Source organism: Pseudomonas sp. PHC1, assembly GCF_046487845.1.
Lineage (GTDB): Bacteria > Pseudomonadota > Gammaproteobacteria > Pseudomonadales > Pseudomonadaceae > Aquipseudomonas > Aquipseudomonas sputi.
This window is the reverse complement of sequence record NZ_JBJXHJ010000010.1, coordinates 116648-133915: the sequence shown is the minus strand read 5'-3', so window position 1 is coordinate 133915 and position 17268 is coordinate 116648. Positions and strand designations below refer to the sequence as shown.

Genomic DNA, 17268 nt, shown 5'->3' with positions numbered 1-17268 from the left:
AGGCTCACTTGTAAGCAAAAGTCGCGGGTCACGCGGCTTTCGGTTTAGGCGGAAACTTCGGGGCGTGCAGACCCAGCTGCATGCCTTGCTTGACCATGGCCATGATGTCTTCGTGGGCCAGGTCGAACAGGCGCTTGAGGTTCGGCAGGACAAAATACAGCGGTTGCAGGATGTCGATGCGGTACGGCGTGCGCATGGCCTCCAGCGGATCGAAGGCCTGATGCTCGGGCTCGTCCGACAGCGAGTAAACGGTTTCTTTCGGCGAGGACAGGATGCCGCCGCCGTAGATGCGTTTGCCTTGCGGGGTGTCGACCAGGCCGAACTCGATGGTCATCCAGTACAGGCGCGCCAGATAAACGCGTTCTTCCTTGGTCGCCTGCAGGCCGAGCTTGCCGTAGGTGTGGGTGAATTCGGCAAACCAGGGGTTGGTCAGCAATGGGCAGTGGCCAAAGATCTCGTGGAAAATGTCCGGCTCTTGCAGGTAATCCAGTTCTTCACGGGTGCGAATGAACGTGGCCACCGGAAACTGCTTGCTGGCGAGCAATTCGAAAAAAGTCTGGAAGGGGATCAGCGCCGGGACGCGGGCGACCTGCCAACCGGTGGTCTGGCCGAGCACCTTGTTGATTTCGCCCAGTTGCGGAATGCGGTCGTGGGGCAGGCCGAGTTTTTCGATACCGTCCAGGTATTCCTGGCACGCGCGCCCCTCGATCACTTTCATCTGGCGGGTGATCAGCGTGTTCCACACCGCATGTTCTTCGGCGGGGTAGTCGATAAAACCTTGCGCATCGGGCTCGCGGGCCACGTATTGCGTCTGCTTCATACTGCTCTCCTGCGAGGGGAATTTCGTTCTTGTTATGTCCTGCGATGGACTGAGAAATACCCCAGCGCGTTCGTTGTTGCAGCAGGTTGATGATCGGTTGAGTAGGAAAAATCTCTTTAATTCGTAAAGTTTTCGTTACGCTTTGTGCGTTAAGTCCTGTTTGCGGTGACTGTCGGGTTTGAAAAGGTCGATGGCTGTCACATAATCTTGACGACTATCTTGCGCGCTGCGCAGAAAATTCCGGTGTCAGACCGTCTCCTCACCTGTTTCGGGCCTTTATATGCGTATCAAAGTCCACTGCCAGAACCGCATCGGCATCCTGCGCGACATTCTCAATCTGTTGGTGGAGTACGGGATCAACGTCGCCCGTGGCGAGGTGGGTGGTGAGCATGGCAACGCGATCTACCTGCATTGCCCGAACCTGATCAACATTCAGTTCCAGGCGCTGCGGCCCAAGTTCGAGGCGATTGCCGGGGTCTTTGGCGTCAAGCGGGTAGGGCTGATGCCCAGCGAGCGGCGGCACATGGAATTGAATGCGCTGCTCGGTGCGCTGGAGTTTCCGGTGCTGTCGATCGACATGGGCGGCTCCATCGTGGCGGCCAACCGGGCGGCGGCGCAGTTGCTCGGGGTGCGGGTGGACGAGGTGCCGGGGATTCCGCTGTCGCGTTACGCCGAGGATTTCGACCTGCCGGAACTGGTGCGCGCCAACAAATCGCGAATCAACGGCATGCGGGTCAAGGTCAAGGGCGACATCTTTCTGGCCGACATCGCGCCGCTGCAATCGGAGCACGATGACAGTGAGGCCATGGCCGGTGCCGTGCTGACCTTGCACCGGGCGGACCGCGTCGGCGAGCGCATCTACAACGTGCGCAAGCAGGAATTGCGTGGCTTCGACAGCATCTTTCAGAGCTCCAAGGTGATGGCGGCGGTGGTGCGCGAAGCACGACGCATGGCGCCGCTGGATGCACCGCTGCTGATTGAAGGTGAAACCGGCACCGGCAAGGAATTGCTGGCGCGGGCCTGTCACCTGGCGAGCCCGCGTGGGCAGTCACCGTTGATGGCGCTCAACTGCGCGGGGTTGCCGGAGTCGATGGCCGAGACCGAGCTGTTCGGCTATGGCCCCGGTGCCTTTGAAGGGGCGCGGGCCGAAGGCAAGCTCGGGCTGCTGGAGCTGACAGCGGGTGGCACGCTGTTTCTCGATGGCGTCGGCGAAATGAGCCCGCGCTTGCAGGTGAAATTGCTGCGTTTCCTGCAGGACGGCTGCTTCCGGCGGGTGGGCAGTGATGAAGAGGTTTATCTGGATGTGCGGGTGATCTGCGCAACCCAGGTGGACCTGTCGGAGTTGTGCGCTCGAGGCGAGTTTCGCCAGGATTTGTATCACCGCTTGAACGTGCTGTCGCTGCATATCCCGCCCCTGCGCGAATGCCTCGACGGTTTGACGCCGCTGGTGGAACATTTCCTCGATCAGGCCAGCCGGCAGATCGGCTGCGCGCTGCCGAGGTTGGCGCCAGCGGCGATGGACCGACTCAGTCACTACCATTGGCCGGGCAACGTGCGGCAACTGGAGAACGTGCTGTTTCAGGCGGTTTCGCTGTGCGACGGCGGCACGGTCAAGGCCGAGCACATTCGCTTGCCGGATTACGGTGTGCGTCAGCCGCTTGGCGATTTTTCCCTCGAAGGCGGGCTCGACGAGATTGTCGGGCGCTTCGAGAAGGCGGTGCTGGAGCGTTTGTATTCCGAGCACCCGAGCAGTCGGCAACTGGGCAAGCGGCTGGGGGTTTCTCACACCACGATTGCCAACAAGTTGCGTGAGTACGAAGTCGGTAAGGAGTCAGGCAGCGCCTGATCACACCCACGCTGAGCGTTCCCACTCGGACGCTTCGACGTGGGAACGATCCGCGATCAGGGTCAGGTGTTTGCCGCCAAGCGGCATGACACCGCCGGTTTTTCGTCTTCGATACATTTCCCTCCTTTGCGCAAAACCCCTCAAGTCCTTTGTTTACCGGGGTGTCGGCCGCCAGAAAAAAGTTGGTCTGCAAATTGCTTATGGCTCAGCAGTACAGCGGTGGGCGGCAAACGTCCGGCATGCAGAGGAAAGAGTGTGGACAAGTACCTTTATGTGGCAATGACCGGCGCCAGCCAGAACGCACTGGCGCAAAAGGCTCATGCCAACAACCTGGCGAACATCTCCACCAATGGTTTTCAGCGCGACCTGGAGCAGGCGCGTTCGATGCCGGTGTTCGGTGACAGCTTTCCGGCGCGTGCGTTTGCCATGAGCGAACGGCCCGCCACCGACTTCACGCCAGGTTCGCTGGTGCAGACCGGCCGTGACCTCGACGTCGCCGTGTCGGGCAATGGCTGGATCGCCGTGCAGAACCCCAACGGCGGTGAAAGCTATGTGCGCACCGGCAGCCTCAATATCGATGCCCTTGGTGTGTTGCGTGCCGGCAACGGCATGCCGGTCATGGGCAATGGAGGGCCGATCGCCGTACCGCCGGAGCAGCAGGTGGAAGTCGGTGAAGACGGCACCATCAGCATTCGTGCGATGGGCGAAGGCCCGCGCGTCATGGCTGAAGTCGACCGGATCAAGCTGGTCAACCCGGACATCAAGAACATGAACAAGGGCCTGGACGGTTCGATCTACACCAAGGACGGCCAGCCTGCGCCGGCCGATGCCAACGTCAAGCTGGTGTCGGGTTTCCTGGAGTCGAGCAACGTCAATGCCGTGGAAGAGATGACGTCGGTGCTGGCCCTGGCCAAGCAGTTCGAGTTGCACGTCAAGATGATGAACACCGCCAAAGACGACGACCAGGCCATGGCTCGGGTCTTGCAGATCAGCTAATTATCAGAACGTCGCGCCGTAAAACAGGCGCACGAGGAGAATCGAATGCTTCCGGCTCTATGGGTTGCCAAAACCGGTCTGTCCGCCCAGGACACCAACCTGACCACCATTTCCAACAACCTGGCAAACGTGTCGACCACGGGTTTCAAACGTGACCGCGCCGAGTTCCAGGACCTGCTGTACCAGATCAAGCGTCAGCCAGGCGCCCAGTCGACCCAGGACAGCGAACTGCCGTCGGGTCTGCAAGTGGGGACCGGTGTGCGCATCGTCGGCACTCAGAAGAACTTCACCGCCGGCAGCCTGCAAACCACCGAGCAGCCGCTGGACATGGCCATCGACGGGCGCGGTTTCTTCCAGATTCTGCAGCCGGACGGCACCACGTCCTACACCCGTGACGGTACTTTCCACCTCGACTCCAACGGCCAGATCGTCAACGCCAGCGGTTTTGCCCTGGAGCCGGCCATCGTCATCCCGAACAACGCCCAGACCTTCACGGTCGGCCGCGACGGTACCGTGTCGATCACCGTTGCCGGCAACGCCGCTTCGCAAGTGATCGGCAACCTGCAAACCGCCGACTTCATCAACCCGGCCGGTCTGCAAGCGGTGGGCAACAACCTGTTCCTGGAAACCGCCGCTTCCGGTGCGCCGCAAGTCGGCACGCCGGGCCTGAACGGTTTCGGCACCACCCTGCAGAACACCCTGGAAACCTCCAACGTCAGCACCGTGGAAGAGATGGTCAACATGATCACCACCCAGCGCGCGTACGAGATGAACTCCAAGGTGATCTCCACCGCCGACCAGATGCTCTCGTTCGTAACGCAGAATCTGTAATCAAGTCTATGAGGCGGCCATGAGGTCGCCTGCAACACCGTGAGGTAAGGGTCATGAAGCGCTTTGTATCTGTTGTGGCATTGAGTGGGGTCGTCTCGCTCGCGGGCTGCGTCGCTCCGACGCCCAAGCCCAATGATCCTTACTACGCCCCGGTGTTGCCGCGCACACCGTTGCCGTCGGCCGCCAACAACGGCTCGATCTATCAGGCCGGTTTCGAGCAGAACCTGTACAGCGACCGCAAGGCTTTTCGGGTCGGTGACATCATCACCATCACCCTCAACGAAAGAACCCAGGCCAGCAAGAACGCCAACTCGCAGGTGGCCAAGATCAGCAAGACCGGCATCGGCCTGACGTCGCTGTTCGGCAGCAGTGCAACCACCAACAACCCGATCGGCAGCAATGACCTGAGCCTGAGCGCCAGCTACGAAGGCGACCGCGCGACCAAGGGTGACAGCAAGGCGGCCCAGGGCAATACCCTGACCGGCTCGATCACCGTGACCGTCGCCGACGTGCTGCCCAACGGCATCATCGCCGTGCGTGGCGAAAAGTGGATGACCCTCAACACCGGCGACGAGCTGGTGCGGATCGCCGGTCTCGTGCGTGCCGATGACATCGCCACCGACAACACCGTGTCTTCGACCCGGGTCGCCGATGCGCGCATCACCTACTCGGGCACCGGCTCGTTCGCCGATGCGAGTCAGCCAGGCTGGTTCGACCGTTTCTTCCTCAGCCCGCTGTTCCCTTTCTAGGTGGCTACGTTGAATTTCAGAAGCCTCATGGTGGCCGCATTTTTGTTGTCGGCGGCCTTCAATGCACAAGCCGAACGGTTGAAGGACATCGCCAGCATTTCCGGCGTGCGTTCCAACCAGTTGATCGGTTACGGCCTGGTGGTCGGTCTTAACGGCACCGGCGACCAGACCACGCAGACCCCGTTCACCCTGCAGACCTTCAACAACATGCTCTCGCAGTTCGGCATCAAGGTGCCGCCGGGATCGGGCAACGTGCAGCTGAAAAACGTTGCGGCAGTGTCGGTGAGTGCTGATCTGCCGGCGTTCGCCAAACCGGGTCAGCAGGTCGACATCACCGTGTCGTCCATCGGTAACTCCAAGAGCCTGCGCGGCGGCACCCTGTTGCTGACCCCGCTCAAGGGTATCGACGGCAACGTCTACGCCATCGCCCAGGGCAACCTGGTGGTCGGCGGTTTCGATGCTGAAGGTCGTGATGGTTCGAAGATCACCGTCAACGTTCCGTCGGCCGGTCGCATCCCTGGCGGGGCGTCGGTCGAGCGTTCGGTGCCGAGCGGTTTCAACCAGGGCAACAGCCTGACGCTGAACCTCAACCGCTCCGACTTCACCACCGCCAAACGCATCGTCGACAAGATCAACGACATGCTCGGCCCGGGCGTGGCCCAGGCCATCGATGGCGGTTCGATCCGTGTGACCGCGCCGCTCGATCCGAGCCAGCGCGTCGACTACCTGTCGATCCTGGAAAACCTCGAAGTCGATCCGGGTCAGGCGGTGGCGAAAGTCATCATCAACTCGCGTACCGGCACCATCGTCATCGGCCAGAACGTGAAGGTGTCGCCGGCCGCTGTGACTCACGGCAGCCTGACCGTGACCATCACCGAAGACCCGATCGTCAGCCAGCCGGGCCCGCTGTCCAACGGCCAGACCGCCGTGGTGCCGCGCTCGCGGGTGAATGCCGAACAGGAAGCCAAGCCGATGTTCAAGTTCGGCCCGGGCACCACCCTCGACGAGATCGTCCGTGCGGTGAACCAGGTCGGCGCCGCGCCGGGTGACCTGATGGCCATCCTTGAAGCACTGAAGCAGGCCGGCGCGTTGCAAGCCGACCTGATCGTGATCTGAGGACGGCGACCATGGATATGCGCAAAAGCGGTCTGGTCAGCAGCAGCGATTCGGGTTCGTACTCCGACCTCAATCGTCTGAACCAGCTCAAGGTCGGCGACAAGAACAGCGATGCGAACATGCGCAAGGTCGCGCAGGAATTCGAATCGCTGTTTCTCGGGGAAATGCTCAAGTCGATGCGTTCGGCCACCGAAGCGCTCGGCCAGGACAACCCGCTCAACACGCCGGCAGCCAAGCAGTATCAGGAAATGTACGACCAGCAGCTGGCGGTTTCCCTGTCCCGCGAGGGCGGGGGTATTGGCCTGGCCGACGTGCTGATGCGCCAGATGTCGAAGAACAAGCCGATGGCGCCGGGTGAGGCCGCGGCCGCATCCGCCGCCAAGCAGGAAGAAGCCAGGGCCAAGGCCGCTGATGTGGTCACGCCGATTGCCGCCGGCACCGTGGCCACCCATGGCCCGTTGTCGCGACTCAATGGCGAGCGTCCGCTGTGGGCGTCGCGTTCGGTGCATGCGCCGAACACCGAACTGTCCCATCGCAACGACATGCAAATGATCAACCAGCGTCGTCTGGCACTGCCGCCGAAACTGGCGGACCGCTTGCTCGCAGGTCTTGTGCCTTCGGCCACGCCGGCGGCGGCCACTCAACTGCCGCAACGCGCCACGACTGCCGCTGTCACCGGTTCCGGTCCGCTGTACAACGGCGACTGGCTGGCCCGCGCCGAGGCAGACAAGGCCTCTGGTGGACAGATGCAGATTTACGGCCGCGCCATGGCGCAGATCCCGCTGGCGCCCGCCAAGCGCGCATTCAGCAACGCCGACCAGTTCGTCAACACCATGCTGCCGATGGCGCAGGAAGCCGCGGCACGCATCGGCGTCGATCCGCGTTATCTGGTGGCTCAGGCTGCGCTGGAAACCGGCTGGGGCAAATCGGTCATGCGCGCCCAGGACGGCAGCAGCAGTCACAACCTGTTCGGCATCAAGGCCAGCAGCAACTGGAAGGGCGATTCGGCCCGGGCGATCACCAGCGAATTCCGCAACGGGCAGATGGTCAAGGAGACGGCCGAGTTCCGTTCCTACGCCTCGTACAAGGACAGCTTCCACGATCTGGTGACTTTGCTGCAGAGCAATAATCGCTATCAAGATGTGCTGAAGTCGGCCGATAACCCAGAACAGTTTGTACGCGAATTGCAAAAGGCCGGTTACGCGACCGACCCGAACTACGCGACGAAGATTTCGCAGATTGCCAGGCAGATGACGGTCAATCAGAACTACGCTGCGGCCGGCGTTTCAACGACGCCCTTATAAACACAAGGTAAGGTTTGAATCATGAGTTTGCTCAATATCGGGATGTCGGGACTGGCCGCGAGTTCGTCCTCTCTGGCTGTGACGGGTAACAACATTGCCAACGTCGACACCGCCGGTTATTCACGCCAGCAAACCGTGCAGGGCACCAAGTCCTCGATCCAGTATGGCAACGTGTTCATCGGTACCGGTACGACCCTGGCCGACGTGCGCCGGGTGTACAACTCCTACCTTGAATCTCAGCTGCGTACCGCCACGTCGCTCAATAGCGAAGCCGCCGCTTTCGGTGCGCAGGCGACCGCGCTGGACGGCTCGCTGTCCGACACCAATACCGGCCTGACCGGTGTGCTGCAGAAGTTCTTCACGTCGATGCAAGGCGTATCGACCTCGGCCACCGACGACACTTCCCGCCAGTCGGTGCTGACCGGCGCGCAGGCCCTGACCAGTCGCTTCAATGCGCTGGCCAAGCAGATGAACGATCAGAACGCCACGCTCAATGGCAACCTGTCCGACATGGCGTCCCAGGTGAACAAACTGGCAACCTCGATTGCCACGCTGAACCAGAAGATCGGCGAGATCTCCACCAGCGGCGGCCAGCCGAACGATCTGCTCGACAGCCGTAACGAGGCCGTGCGTCAGCTCTCCGAGCTGACTGGCGCGCAAGTCGTTGAACGTGGCACCAGCTTCGACATCTACATCGGCAGCGGCCAGCCGTTGGTCATCGGCAATACCACCAATACCCTGAGCACCGTGCCGGTCAAGGGTGACCCGTCGCGCATGGGCATTCAGATGGATCGTGGTTCGAGCACCATCGACATCACCTCGGCGATGACCGGTGGTGAAATCGGCGGCCTTCTGACCTATCGCAAGGAAGTGCTCGATCCTGCACTCAATGAACTGGGCCGTGTGGCGCTGGTCGTTGCCGACCAGATCAACCGCCAGCAAGCCCAGGGCATCGACAAGAACGGTGACTTTGGCGCGGCGATTTTCAACGACATCAACAGTGCCGCCCTGATCAGCCAGCGCAGTATTGCCCAGTCCGGCAACAGCGCAGGTTCGGGCAACCTTGACGTCACCATCAAGGACACCGGCAAGCTGACCACCAGCGACTACCAGGTCACCTTCACCAGCGCGACCAACTACACGGTCAAGCGCTCCGACGGCACCGACATGGGTTCGTTCAGCACCACGACCACACCGCCTCCGGTGATCGACGGCTTTACCCTGGCCCTCAACGGTGGTGCCCTGAGCGCCGGCGACACGTTCAAGATCACCCCGACCCGCAACGCGGCGGCCAGCATCCAGACCGTGCTCACCGACCCGAAGAAAATCGCCGCAGCCGCACCGTTGACCGGCGTGGCCAGTGCCAACAACTCGGGCACCTACACTCAGCCGACGCTGACCGACGTTGTCGACATCTACAACCCGGCGGCTCAGGCGGAGCTGCAGAACGCGCTCAAGTATTCGACCCCGGTCAAACTGGTATTCGGCGCCACCACCAGCGGCAGTCAGACTTACAACATGGTTGACGCCAAGGGCGCCACGATCGGCTCCGGCGTCATCGTTCCTGGTCAGGCGAACACCCTGAACCTGAAGATCGGCATGGTCGATTCCACCGGTGCTCCGGTGATGGACACCACCGTCATTCCTAACGTGCAAAAGACCTTCACCGTGCAGACCACCGTGGGCGCGACGCCGAAGTCCGGCGAAACCTTCACCATCAACCTGACCGGCGCAGCTTCTTCAGACAACCGCAACGCCCAGGCGCTGGTCGGTTTGCAGACCAAACAGACCGTTGACACCGGCACGGCGAGCAAGGGCATCAGCCTGACCGACGCCTACAACAAACTGGTGACCAACGTCGGTACCCAGGCCGCCCAGGGCAAGTCCGACAGCGCGGCCACCACGGTGATCCTGGATCAGGCCCAGGGGGCGCGGGACTCGCTGTCCCAGGTCAACCTGGACGAAGAGACCGGCAACCTGGTCAAGTATCAGCAGTACTACACAGCGTCTTCGCAGATCATCAAAGCTGCGCAGGAAACCTTCGCCACGCTGATCAACAGTCTTTAAGGAGCCGTAATTCATGCGCATTTCCACCGCCCAGTATTACGCGACGCAAGCTGCCCAATATCAGCGCAACTACAGCAAGACGGTCGCGACCGCCAACGAAGCCAGCAGCCTGCAGCGCATCAACACCGCCGCCGACGATCCGATCGGAGCGGGTCGTTTGCTGCGTCTGGGTCAGCAGGCCGCGATGCTCGATCAGTACAAAGGCAACATCGACACCACCAAGAGCTCGCTGACTGTTCAGGAATCCACGCTGTCGGCCATCACCGACGCCTTGCAGCGCGCCAAGGAAATCGGGCTGGCAGCCAATAACGGCATCGCCACCGACAAGGACCGCCAGGCTTACGCCGCCGAACTGAGCCAGATCCAGCAACAGGTGCTGGGGCTGATGAACTCCAAGGATGCCAACGGCAACTATCTGTTCTCCGGTTCGAAAACCGATACCGCGCCGTACTCGCAGAATGCCGACGGCACCTACACCTACAACGGTGACCAGACCCAGATCAATCTGGGCATTGGCGACGGCCTGTCGGTGGCCACCAACACCACCGGTTGGGATGCTTTCCAGCAGACCATCAATACTGCCCGCACCCAGACCAATATGACGGCTCCGGCCGTTGATGACGGTCGCGTGGTGTTGACCAACGGTATCGTAGGCACCGCCGCGACGTATAACGCCAAGTTCACGGCCGGCCAGCCGTACACCGTGGACTTCATCAGCAGCACTCAGCTGAAGATCACCGATGCCTTGGGCAACGATGTGACGGCCGAAGCCAGCCAGAACGGTCTGATCAGCAACAGCAACGGCGCCAACCAGACGGTCAGCTTCCGTGGCGTCGACATGAAGTTGAACATCAACCTCAAGGCCGGTGACACCAACCCGGACGCAGTCATTGCCGGTCACAGCTTCCAGCTGTCGGCTTCGCCGGATTCGTTCACCACCTCACGCAGCCCGGGCAACCCGTCGACGGCGGTCATCACCGGTTTCAGCGTGACCGACCAGGCAGCCTACACGTCGGCCTTCCCGTCCGGCGGCGGCGCGGTGCTGAAATTCACCAGCGCCACGGACTTCGACCTGTACGCGGCGCCTGTCACCGCTGACAGCAAGCCGATCTCGTCGGGTACTGTGGCCGGCGGCAACGCCACGGCAGCAGGCGTGACCTTTGCCCTCGGTGGCACGCCAGCGGCCGGTGACCAGTTCTCGATCCAGTCCAACAACCACCAGACCCAGAACGTGCTCGACACCCTGGGCCAGATGGTCACGGCGCTGAACACCCCGATCGACGGTGATCCGGTGGCCAAGCAGAAATTCCAGGGGGCAATGGAGTCGGCGCTCGGCAACATTGACAGCGCCGCCAACCAGATCGGCAGTGCGGTGACGTCCATCGGTGCCCGCGGGCAGTCGCTGGATGACCAGAGCACCACCAACCAGAGCCTGCAACTGGCAAACGCCAGCACCCAGGGCACGATCCGTGATTCGGATCCGGCCGAAGTGATGACCCGCCTGACCTTGCAGCAGACCATGCTGCAGGCCTCGCAACTGGCGTTCAGCAAAATCTCTCAGTTGGGCCTGTTCAACAAGATCTGAAGCCTGAACGGGCGCGCAAGCGCCCGCTTGCTCCGATCGCTCTGTATCCTTTGTCTTTTTCTGCGGTTTCAAAGGGCTCGCTGTTCCGGGCGGGTTCCCGCCGCTTGCGAGTCCGCCGTGAATTCACTTCCCCTTGTCAGCGTCGTCATTCCTGCCTTCAATCCACGCTTTTTCGAGCGGACATTGAACAGTGCTGTCAGCCAGACTTACAGCCCTCTGGAAATTATCGTCTGCGATGACAATCGGGGTCCCGAGATCGAACGCATCGTAGCCTCGGTCATCGAGCAGTCCGGCGTCGAGGTACGTTATGTGCGCAATCCGCGCACTCTGGGAATGATCGGCAACCTCAAGGCGTGCCTGAGTCAGGCGCGGGGTGAGTTCATCAAGTTCCTGTGCGACGACGATCACTTGTATGCCGACTGCATCCGGCAGCAGGCCCAGGAGATGATGCGTGAAGAGGTCAGTCTGGTACTGGCCCAGCGACTGTTGTGGGATGCGCAGGACATCATCCTGCCCGCGCGCCTGGAAAACACATCGTTGTCGCCGCACAGCGGTCTGTTCAAGGGCGACGACTTGCTGGGCATCTTCGAGAAATTCCCGGTCAATGTCCTCGGCGGGTTTACTAACGCGATGTTCCGGCGTGCCGACGTTGAAGCGTTGTTGCCGGCGCTGACTCAGGAAGGTCACTGTTTCATCGCTTCGCTGGATTTTGCTCTGTACGTCTGCCTGCTGCGGCGCGGCAATCTGGCGGTGTCCAACAACGTGCTCAGCGCCGAGCGGCTGTACCCGGAACGCCTGAGTGCGCAACAGTCGATGAAAGACGCGCTCGAGGTCGAGCGTGAGTGGATGCTGCAGATGCTCAAATCGCGCAGCGGCGAAGCAGCGCCGGCGCCGGGATGGGTTCGCTATGTTCCGCTGAGCAAGGCCGACGAGTCTCCCCGGGTCTGGGAGGAACTGCCGCTGAGTCGCACTCTGGGCTCCAAGCAGAGCCGCCAGGAGTGGAGTGTCGGCATCGACAGCTGGAGTTTTGCCGAACTCTACGCGCAGTGGCTCAATTGCCGGGTACTGACCGAAGGTCAGCGCACGTTGTTGCCGGAAACCCTGGCCGGCTGGTCGCATCAACCCCGGATCGTGCCGATCGTCATCGACGGGCAGGGCAGTCGTGACGGTGTCGAACGCACGCTGGCATCGCTTGCCGCCCAGGATTATCCGCCGGAGCTGATCCTTGTCCTGTCCGCCTCGTGTACCGAAACCGAGCTGGACGGGCGGGTGTTCCGCATGCCTTTGCAAGACGACGGCATGGAACAGATCAATACGCTGCTGCCACAATTGGCGGGAGCCGACTGGTTTTACCTGCTGCAGGCCGGTGATCGGCTGGTGGCACCGGCATTGCTGGTCATGGCCGAGCGCATCGTGCATTACCCGTCACTGAAATGTCTGTACAGCGACGAGGGCAGCTTGCGTAACGGGGAGTCCGCAGAGCCTGCATTCAAGCCGGATTTCAACCTCGACCTGATGCGCAGCTACCCCTATGTCGGTCGGGCATTGGCATTCGAGCGTGAGCGTTTTCTGGCGCTGGGTGGTTTCGCTCCTGACTTCGCTCAGATGGCGCCGCACGATGTGTTGTGGCGACTGGTCGAGAACGACGGCACACAGGTTATCGGCCACATCGCCGAGGTCATGCTGGAATCGCCTTTTGACCTGTCCAGATGGCTCGTGGCCCCGGGCGTCCTCGAACAGAATCCGCGGGTGCTCCAGGCGCATCTGCAACGGCTCGGTCTGGCCCATGACATTCGCCGTGGCAGCTCCGAACTGCTCAATCGCGTCGACTATCATCACGCACGGCGTCCGTTGGTCTCGATCATTATCGTGACCAAAGACCAGACCGCCGCCTTGCAGCGCTGTGTCGAGACGCTGCTGGAAAAAACTGCCTACACCGAATACGAGCTGCTGCTGGTCGATAACGGCAGCACCAGCGCCGAAGCGCTGGCCTGGCTGGACGGCATGGCGCAACTGGGCAGCGACCGGGTTCGCGTGCTGAGCTTTGCGCAGCAGGGCAATGCCGCCGCCACGCACAACTTTGCGGTAGGGCAGGCCCGCGGCGAATACGTGCTGATGCTCAATACCTTTGCGGTGATTACCCAGTCCGACTGGCTGGACGAACTGCTCAATCATGCGCAGCGTCCGGAAGTCGGGGTCGTCGGCGCCAAGTTGTACAATCCGGACGGTTGCGTGCTGCATGCCGGCCTGATTCTGGGCATGCAGGGCGCCGTGGGATTGCCCTTCTATGGTCAGTCGCTGCAGGCGGACGGGTACATGTTCCGCTTGCAGGCGGTGCATGACCTGAGTGCGGTCGGCGGTGATTGCCTGATGATTCGCAAGGCTGTCTACGAAGCTGTCGACGGGCTCGACGAACAGGATCTGGCGCAGGCCCTCAATGTGGCGGATCTGTGTCTGCGCGTCGGCCGGGAAGGTTACTTGGTGGTCTGGACACCTTATGCCATGCTGGCCCTGGGCGCGCGGCCGACGGCCGAGGCCACGGCAGAAGAAGAGCAACTGCAGATTCAGGAGCACGAAACGTTCTACAAGCGCTGGTTGCCAGTGATTGCGCGCGATCCTGCGTTTAACGTCAATCTGGCGGTGCAGGGGGTCGGTGCGACCAGCTTCAGTCTGGAGCCGGGCCTGCGTACCGGTTGGAGCCCGTTTTCGTGCACGCAGCTGCCGAATGTGCTGGCGGTACCGATCAACGCTTCCGCTATCGGCCACTATCGCATCAGCCAGCCGATGATCGAGCTGGAGGCGGCCAATCGTGCCGAAGGGCGGATTTGCTATGGCTTGCCTTCGATCATCGATATCGAGCGCCAGTCGCCCGACGTGATCGTATTGCAAGGGCGTTACTCGGAAGGTGCCATCGAGGAAATTCCGCCGTTGAAAAACTTTTTCAACGCCCGGCGGATCTACGAACTTGACGACTATGTCATCGATGTCCCTCATCGCAACGCGCACATCCGCAACATGCCGAACAAGCAGGAAATGGAGCGGCTGGTGCGGCGGGCGATCGGTCTGTGCGATCGTGTGGTGGTGTCTACCCAGCCGCTGGCCAACGTTCTGTCGGACATGCATCACGACATCCGGGTGGTACCGAACATGTTGTCGCGGCACTTGTGGACTGACTTGCACAGCCAGCGTCGCACCTCGAAAAAGCCGCGGGTCGGCTGGGGTGGCGGCACCAGTCACCACGGAGATCTGGCGGTGATTGCCGATGTGGTCCGTGAGCTGGCAAACGAGGTCGATTGGGTGTTTTTCGGCATGTGCCCGGATGACTTGCGCCCGTACATGCATGAGTTTCACGGCGTGATCCCGCTGGATGTGTATCCGGCGAAACTGGCCAGCCTCAACCTCGACCTGGCCCTCGCACCGCTGGAGTTCCACATCTTCAACGACTGCAAGAGCAACCTGCGCCTGCTGGAGTACGGCGCGTGCGGCTATCCGGTGGTCTGCACCGACACCGAGGCCTATCAGGGTTACCTGCCGTGCACCCGGGTCAAGACCAACTCCACGGACGAGTGGCTGCAGGCAATCCGCATGCACCTGGCCGATCCCGATGCGAGCTATCGCATGGGCGATGAACTGCGAGAAATCGTATTGCGCGACTACGTACTGCGGGGCGACAACCTGCGGTACTGGGAAAACGGCTGGCTGGCGGACTGACCGGCACTGCTGAAAAAGGCGACTTTCGAGTCGCCTTTTTTGCGTCTTCAATATCCTGTTTGTATCAGTATCGACACTTTTTTTACCGCAGAGCCTCAAGCATCGCGATTTCCCTGTCGATACTTCTCTATTCGCTGACCTCGGACGGTTGCTGCTGGCGTGATCGGCCTGTGCCCGTGAGGCAGGTTTCCCGATTCAACAACAACGCAAGGAAGACGCAAATGTCAGTAGTGAATGGAACGAGTGATGCGGACGGCCTGTGGGGCACCGATGGCAATGACGAACTCTATGGACTGGAGTCGGATGATCTGCTGTTCGCCACTGCGGGATCAGACGTGCTGGATGGCGGTGAAGGTTTTGATACGGCGAATTATTACGCCTTGTCCTCGGGGGTTAGCGTCGAGTTCAACGATACCTCGACGACCGTCACTGCCGCTGACGGCAAGGTCGATACGCTGATCGGCGTGGAGAAGGTCTTCGGCACTTTTCAAAATGACACCTTCACCAGCAATGTGGCCGGCGTGACGCTGGAAGGCAGTGTAGGTGACGATGTGTATATCGTCGGCAGCGAGGGTGTGACGATCATCGAGGAAAACCATCTCGGCTACGACGAGCTGCGCACCAGTCTCAACACCATCAAGATGGACCCGTTCATCGAGAAGCTGACCTTTACCGGCGCGGGCGATTTCAAGGGTTACGGCAATGCCAGCGACAACGAGATCATCGGTGGCGCCGGCAACGACTGGCTGTGGGGTGGCGCCGGCGCTGATCACTTCGTGGGTGGCGATGGCTTCGATACCGTCAGCTATAGCGACAGCCTTGAAGGTGTGAGGATTTCTGACTGGACTAACGACGGGTCGAGCATCGCCTATGGCGATAGCTTCACCAGCATTGAAGCGATTCAGGGTTCAAACTTCGACGACGCCCTGTACCTGTTTGATGGTGCGATGATCGTCGATGGCGCCGATGGTTATGACATTGTGAGTTATCTCAACGCCTTTGACGGGGTCGACATCCAGATCGGCAATGGCGGCGGAACAACTGACGCCAGACTGCTGAATGTGGAGAAGGTCATCGGCACCTGGTTCAGCGACCATCTCACCGCCAACGTCGGCGGTCTGACCCTGGTGGGTGGGGCGGGCGATGACGTTTACACGATCAACAGCGAGGATGTGATCATCGTCGAGGAGAATTTCCCCGGTGGCACCGATCAACTGAACACCAGTGTGTCGTCGATGCATATGGCAGCGTTCGTCGAGAACATGACTTATACCGGTACTGCAGACTTCACCGGGTATGGTAACGACCTGGAAAACACCATCATCTCCGGTGCCGGCAATGACGTCCTGTCAGGTGGTGCAGGTGCGGATCGCTTCGAAGGTGGTGCGGGTATCGACATCGTCAGCTACGACGACAGCACTGAAGGGTTGTACGCTGTTTTGAACTGGAGCATGCAGACCGGCATCGCCCTCGGTGACACCTTTATCGATATCGAAGGCCTGCGCGGCAGCCGGTTTGATGATCACCTGTACGGTGACTCGGGTGACAACATCCTTGAGGGTGGCGCTGGCTTCGACTTCATTTTTGGTGGGGATGGCAACGACCACATTTATGGCGGTCTGGCGTCCGGTCTCGATGAGCAAGGCTACAACTCCGATTTGTTGTCGGGGGGCGCCGGTGACGACGTCATCATCAGCGATTCCCATGATACGAACACCCTCGCCAGTGGCGACGAGGGTAATGACACCATTACAGTGTTCGGCGGGGATGCTCGCGGCGGGGCGGGTAACGATGTCCTGACGGGCGCAGAGCGCAACTACCTGCTGACCGGCGATGAGGGTAATGATCTGCTGATCCTCAATCTTGCCGGTCAGTTGCATTCTGGCGGCAGTGCCTATGGCGGTACGGGTGATGACACCTACGTGGTGAACACCACCGGGCTGGTATCGATTCAGGACGAGGGCTGGGATATCAATGACACCCTGATCCTGAACACCATCGCCAATCTCAGCCAGTTGAACGTCACCCGCATCGGTGACGACGCCTATCTGCATGGTGCCAACGACGGCAGCACTGGCGTTCCCGACAGTGGCGTGAAGCTGCAGGGCTGGTACGCCGGGTACAACAACATCGAGCATCTGCAGACCGCTGACGGCCAGGTCTACGACCTGCCGGCCACGGTCGATGGATTCGCGATGTTTGGATGATCCGTCCCATTCATTGAAGAAGCTTGATGAAAAGGG

General features: G+C 60.9%; 11 protein-coding genes. 10 read left to right on the top strand and 1 reads right to left on the bottom strand.

Annotation, left to right across the window (positions count from 1 at the left end; all coding sequences use genetic code 11):
• Window positions 1-28 precede the first annotated feature (28 nt).
• Window positions 29-820, bottom strand: a complete 792-nt coding sequence (gene phhA / locus ACKJSM_RS15680; RefSeq protein WP_236181646.1) for a phenylalanine 4-monooxygenase — start codon at window positions 818-820, stop codon at window positions 29-31.
• A 280-nt stretch (window positions 821-1100) separates the two neighbouring features.
• Between phhA and ACKJSM_RS15675 the strand changes: the two genes are divergently transcribed.
• The 10 genes from ACKJSM_RS15675 (at window position 1101) to ACKJSM_RS15630 (ending at window position 17232) form a co-directional block, all read left to right on the top strand.
• Entirely contained in the window at window positions 1101-2666 is a 1566-nt protein-coding gene (locus ACKJSM_RS15675) for a sigma-54-dependent transcriptional regulator (RefSeq protein ID WP_236181645.1), read from the top strand.
• 255 nt (window positions 2667-2921) lie between these two features.
• Window positions 2922-3662 carry a flagellar basal body rod protein FlgF gene (locus tag ACKJSM_RS15670; RefSeq protein WP_007958343.1) on the top strand — a complete coding sequence of 247 codons (741 nt, stop codon included), beginning with the start codon at window positions 2922-2924 and terminating at the stop codon, window positions 3660-3662.
• Window positions 3663-3707: 45 nt separating this feature from the next.
• Window positions 3708-4493 carry a flagellar basal-body rod protein FlgG gene (flgG, locus tag ACKJSM_RS15665; RefSeq protein ID WP_007958342.1) on the top strand — a complete coding sequence of 262 codons (786 nt, stop codon included), beginning with the start codon at window positions 3708-3710 and terminating at the stop codon, window positions 4491-4493.
• 53 nt (window positions 4494-4546) lie between these two features.
• Window positions 4547-5242 carry a flagellar basal body L-ring protein FlgH gene (gene flgH / locus ACKJSM_RS15660; protein WP_410238200.1) on the top strand — a complete coding sequence of 232 codons (696 nt, stop codon included), beginning with the start codon at window positions 4547-4549 and terminating at the stop codon, window positions 5240-5242.
• 27 nt (window positions 5243-5269) lie between these two features.
• The gene (locus ACKJSM_RS15655) at window positions 5270-6358 is read left to right on the top strand and encodes a flagellar basal body P-ring protein FlgI (protein WP_039765528.1); all 1089 of its coding nucleotides are present in this window, start codon (window positions 5270-5272) and stop codon (window positions 6356-6358) included.
• A gap of 11 nt (window positions 6359-6369) precedes the next feature.
• The gene (gene flgJ, locus ACKJSM_RS15650) at window positions 6370-7662 is read left to right on the top strand and encodes a flagellar assembly peptidoglycan hydrolase FlgJ (protein WP_410238199.1); all 1293 of its coding nucleotides are present in this window, start codon (window positions 6370-6372) and stop codon (window positions 7660-7662) included.
• Window positions 7663-7683: 21 nt separating this feature from the next.
• Window positions 7684-9729 carry a flagellar hook-associated protein FlgK gene (gene flgK / locus ACKJSM_RS15645; protein WP_236181643.1) on the top strand — a complete coding sequence of 682 codons (2046 nt, stop codon included), beginning with the start codon at window positions 7684-7686 and terminating at the stop codon, window positions 9727-9729.
• 13 nt (window positions 9730-9742) lie between these two features.
• A complete protein-coding gene (locus tag ACKJSM_RS15640) occupies window positions 9743-11314 on the top strand; it encodes a flagellar hook-associated protein 3 (protein ID WP_410238198.1) in 1572 nt (523 codons plus the stop codon).
• A gap of 117 nt (window positions 11315-11431) precedes the next feature.
• Entirely contained in the window at window positions 11432-15025 is a 3594-nt protein-coding gene (locus ACKJSM_RS15635) for a glycosyltransferase (RefSeq protein WP_410238197.1), read from the top strand.
• Between the two features lie 221 nt (window positions 15026-15246).
• On the top strand, window positions 15247-17232 hold the full coding sequence (locus ACKJSM_RS15630) for a calcium-binding protein (RefSeq protein ID WP_410238196.1): 1986 nt from the start codon (window positions 15247-15249) through the stop codon (window positions 17230-17232).
• Window positions 17233-17268 lie beyond the last annotated feature (36 nt).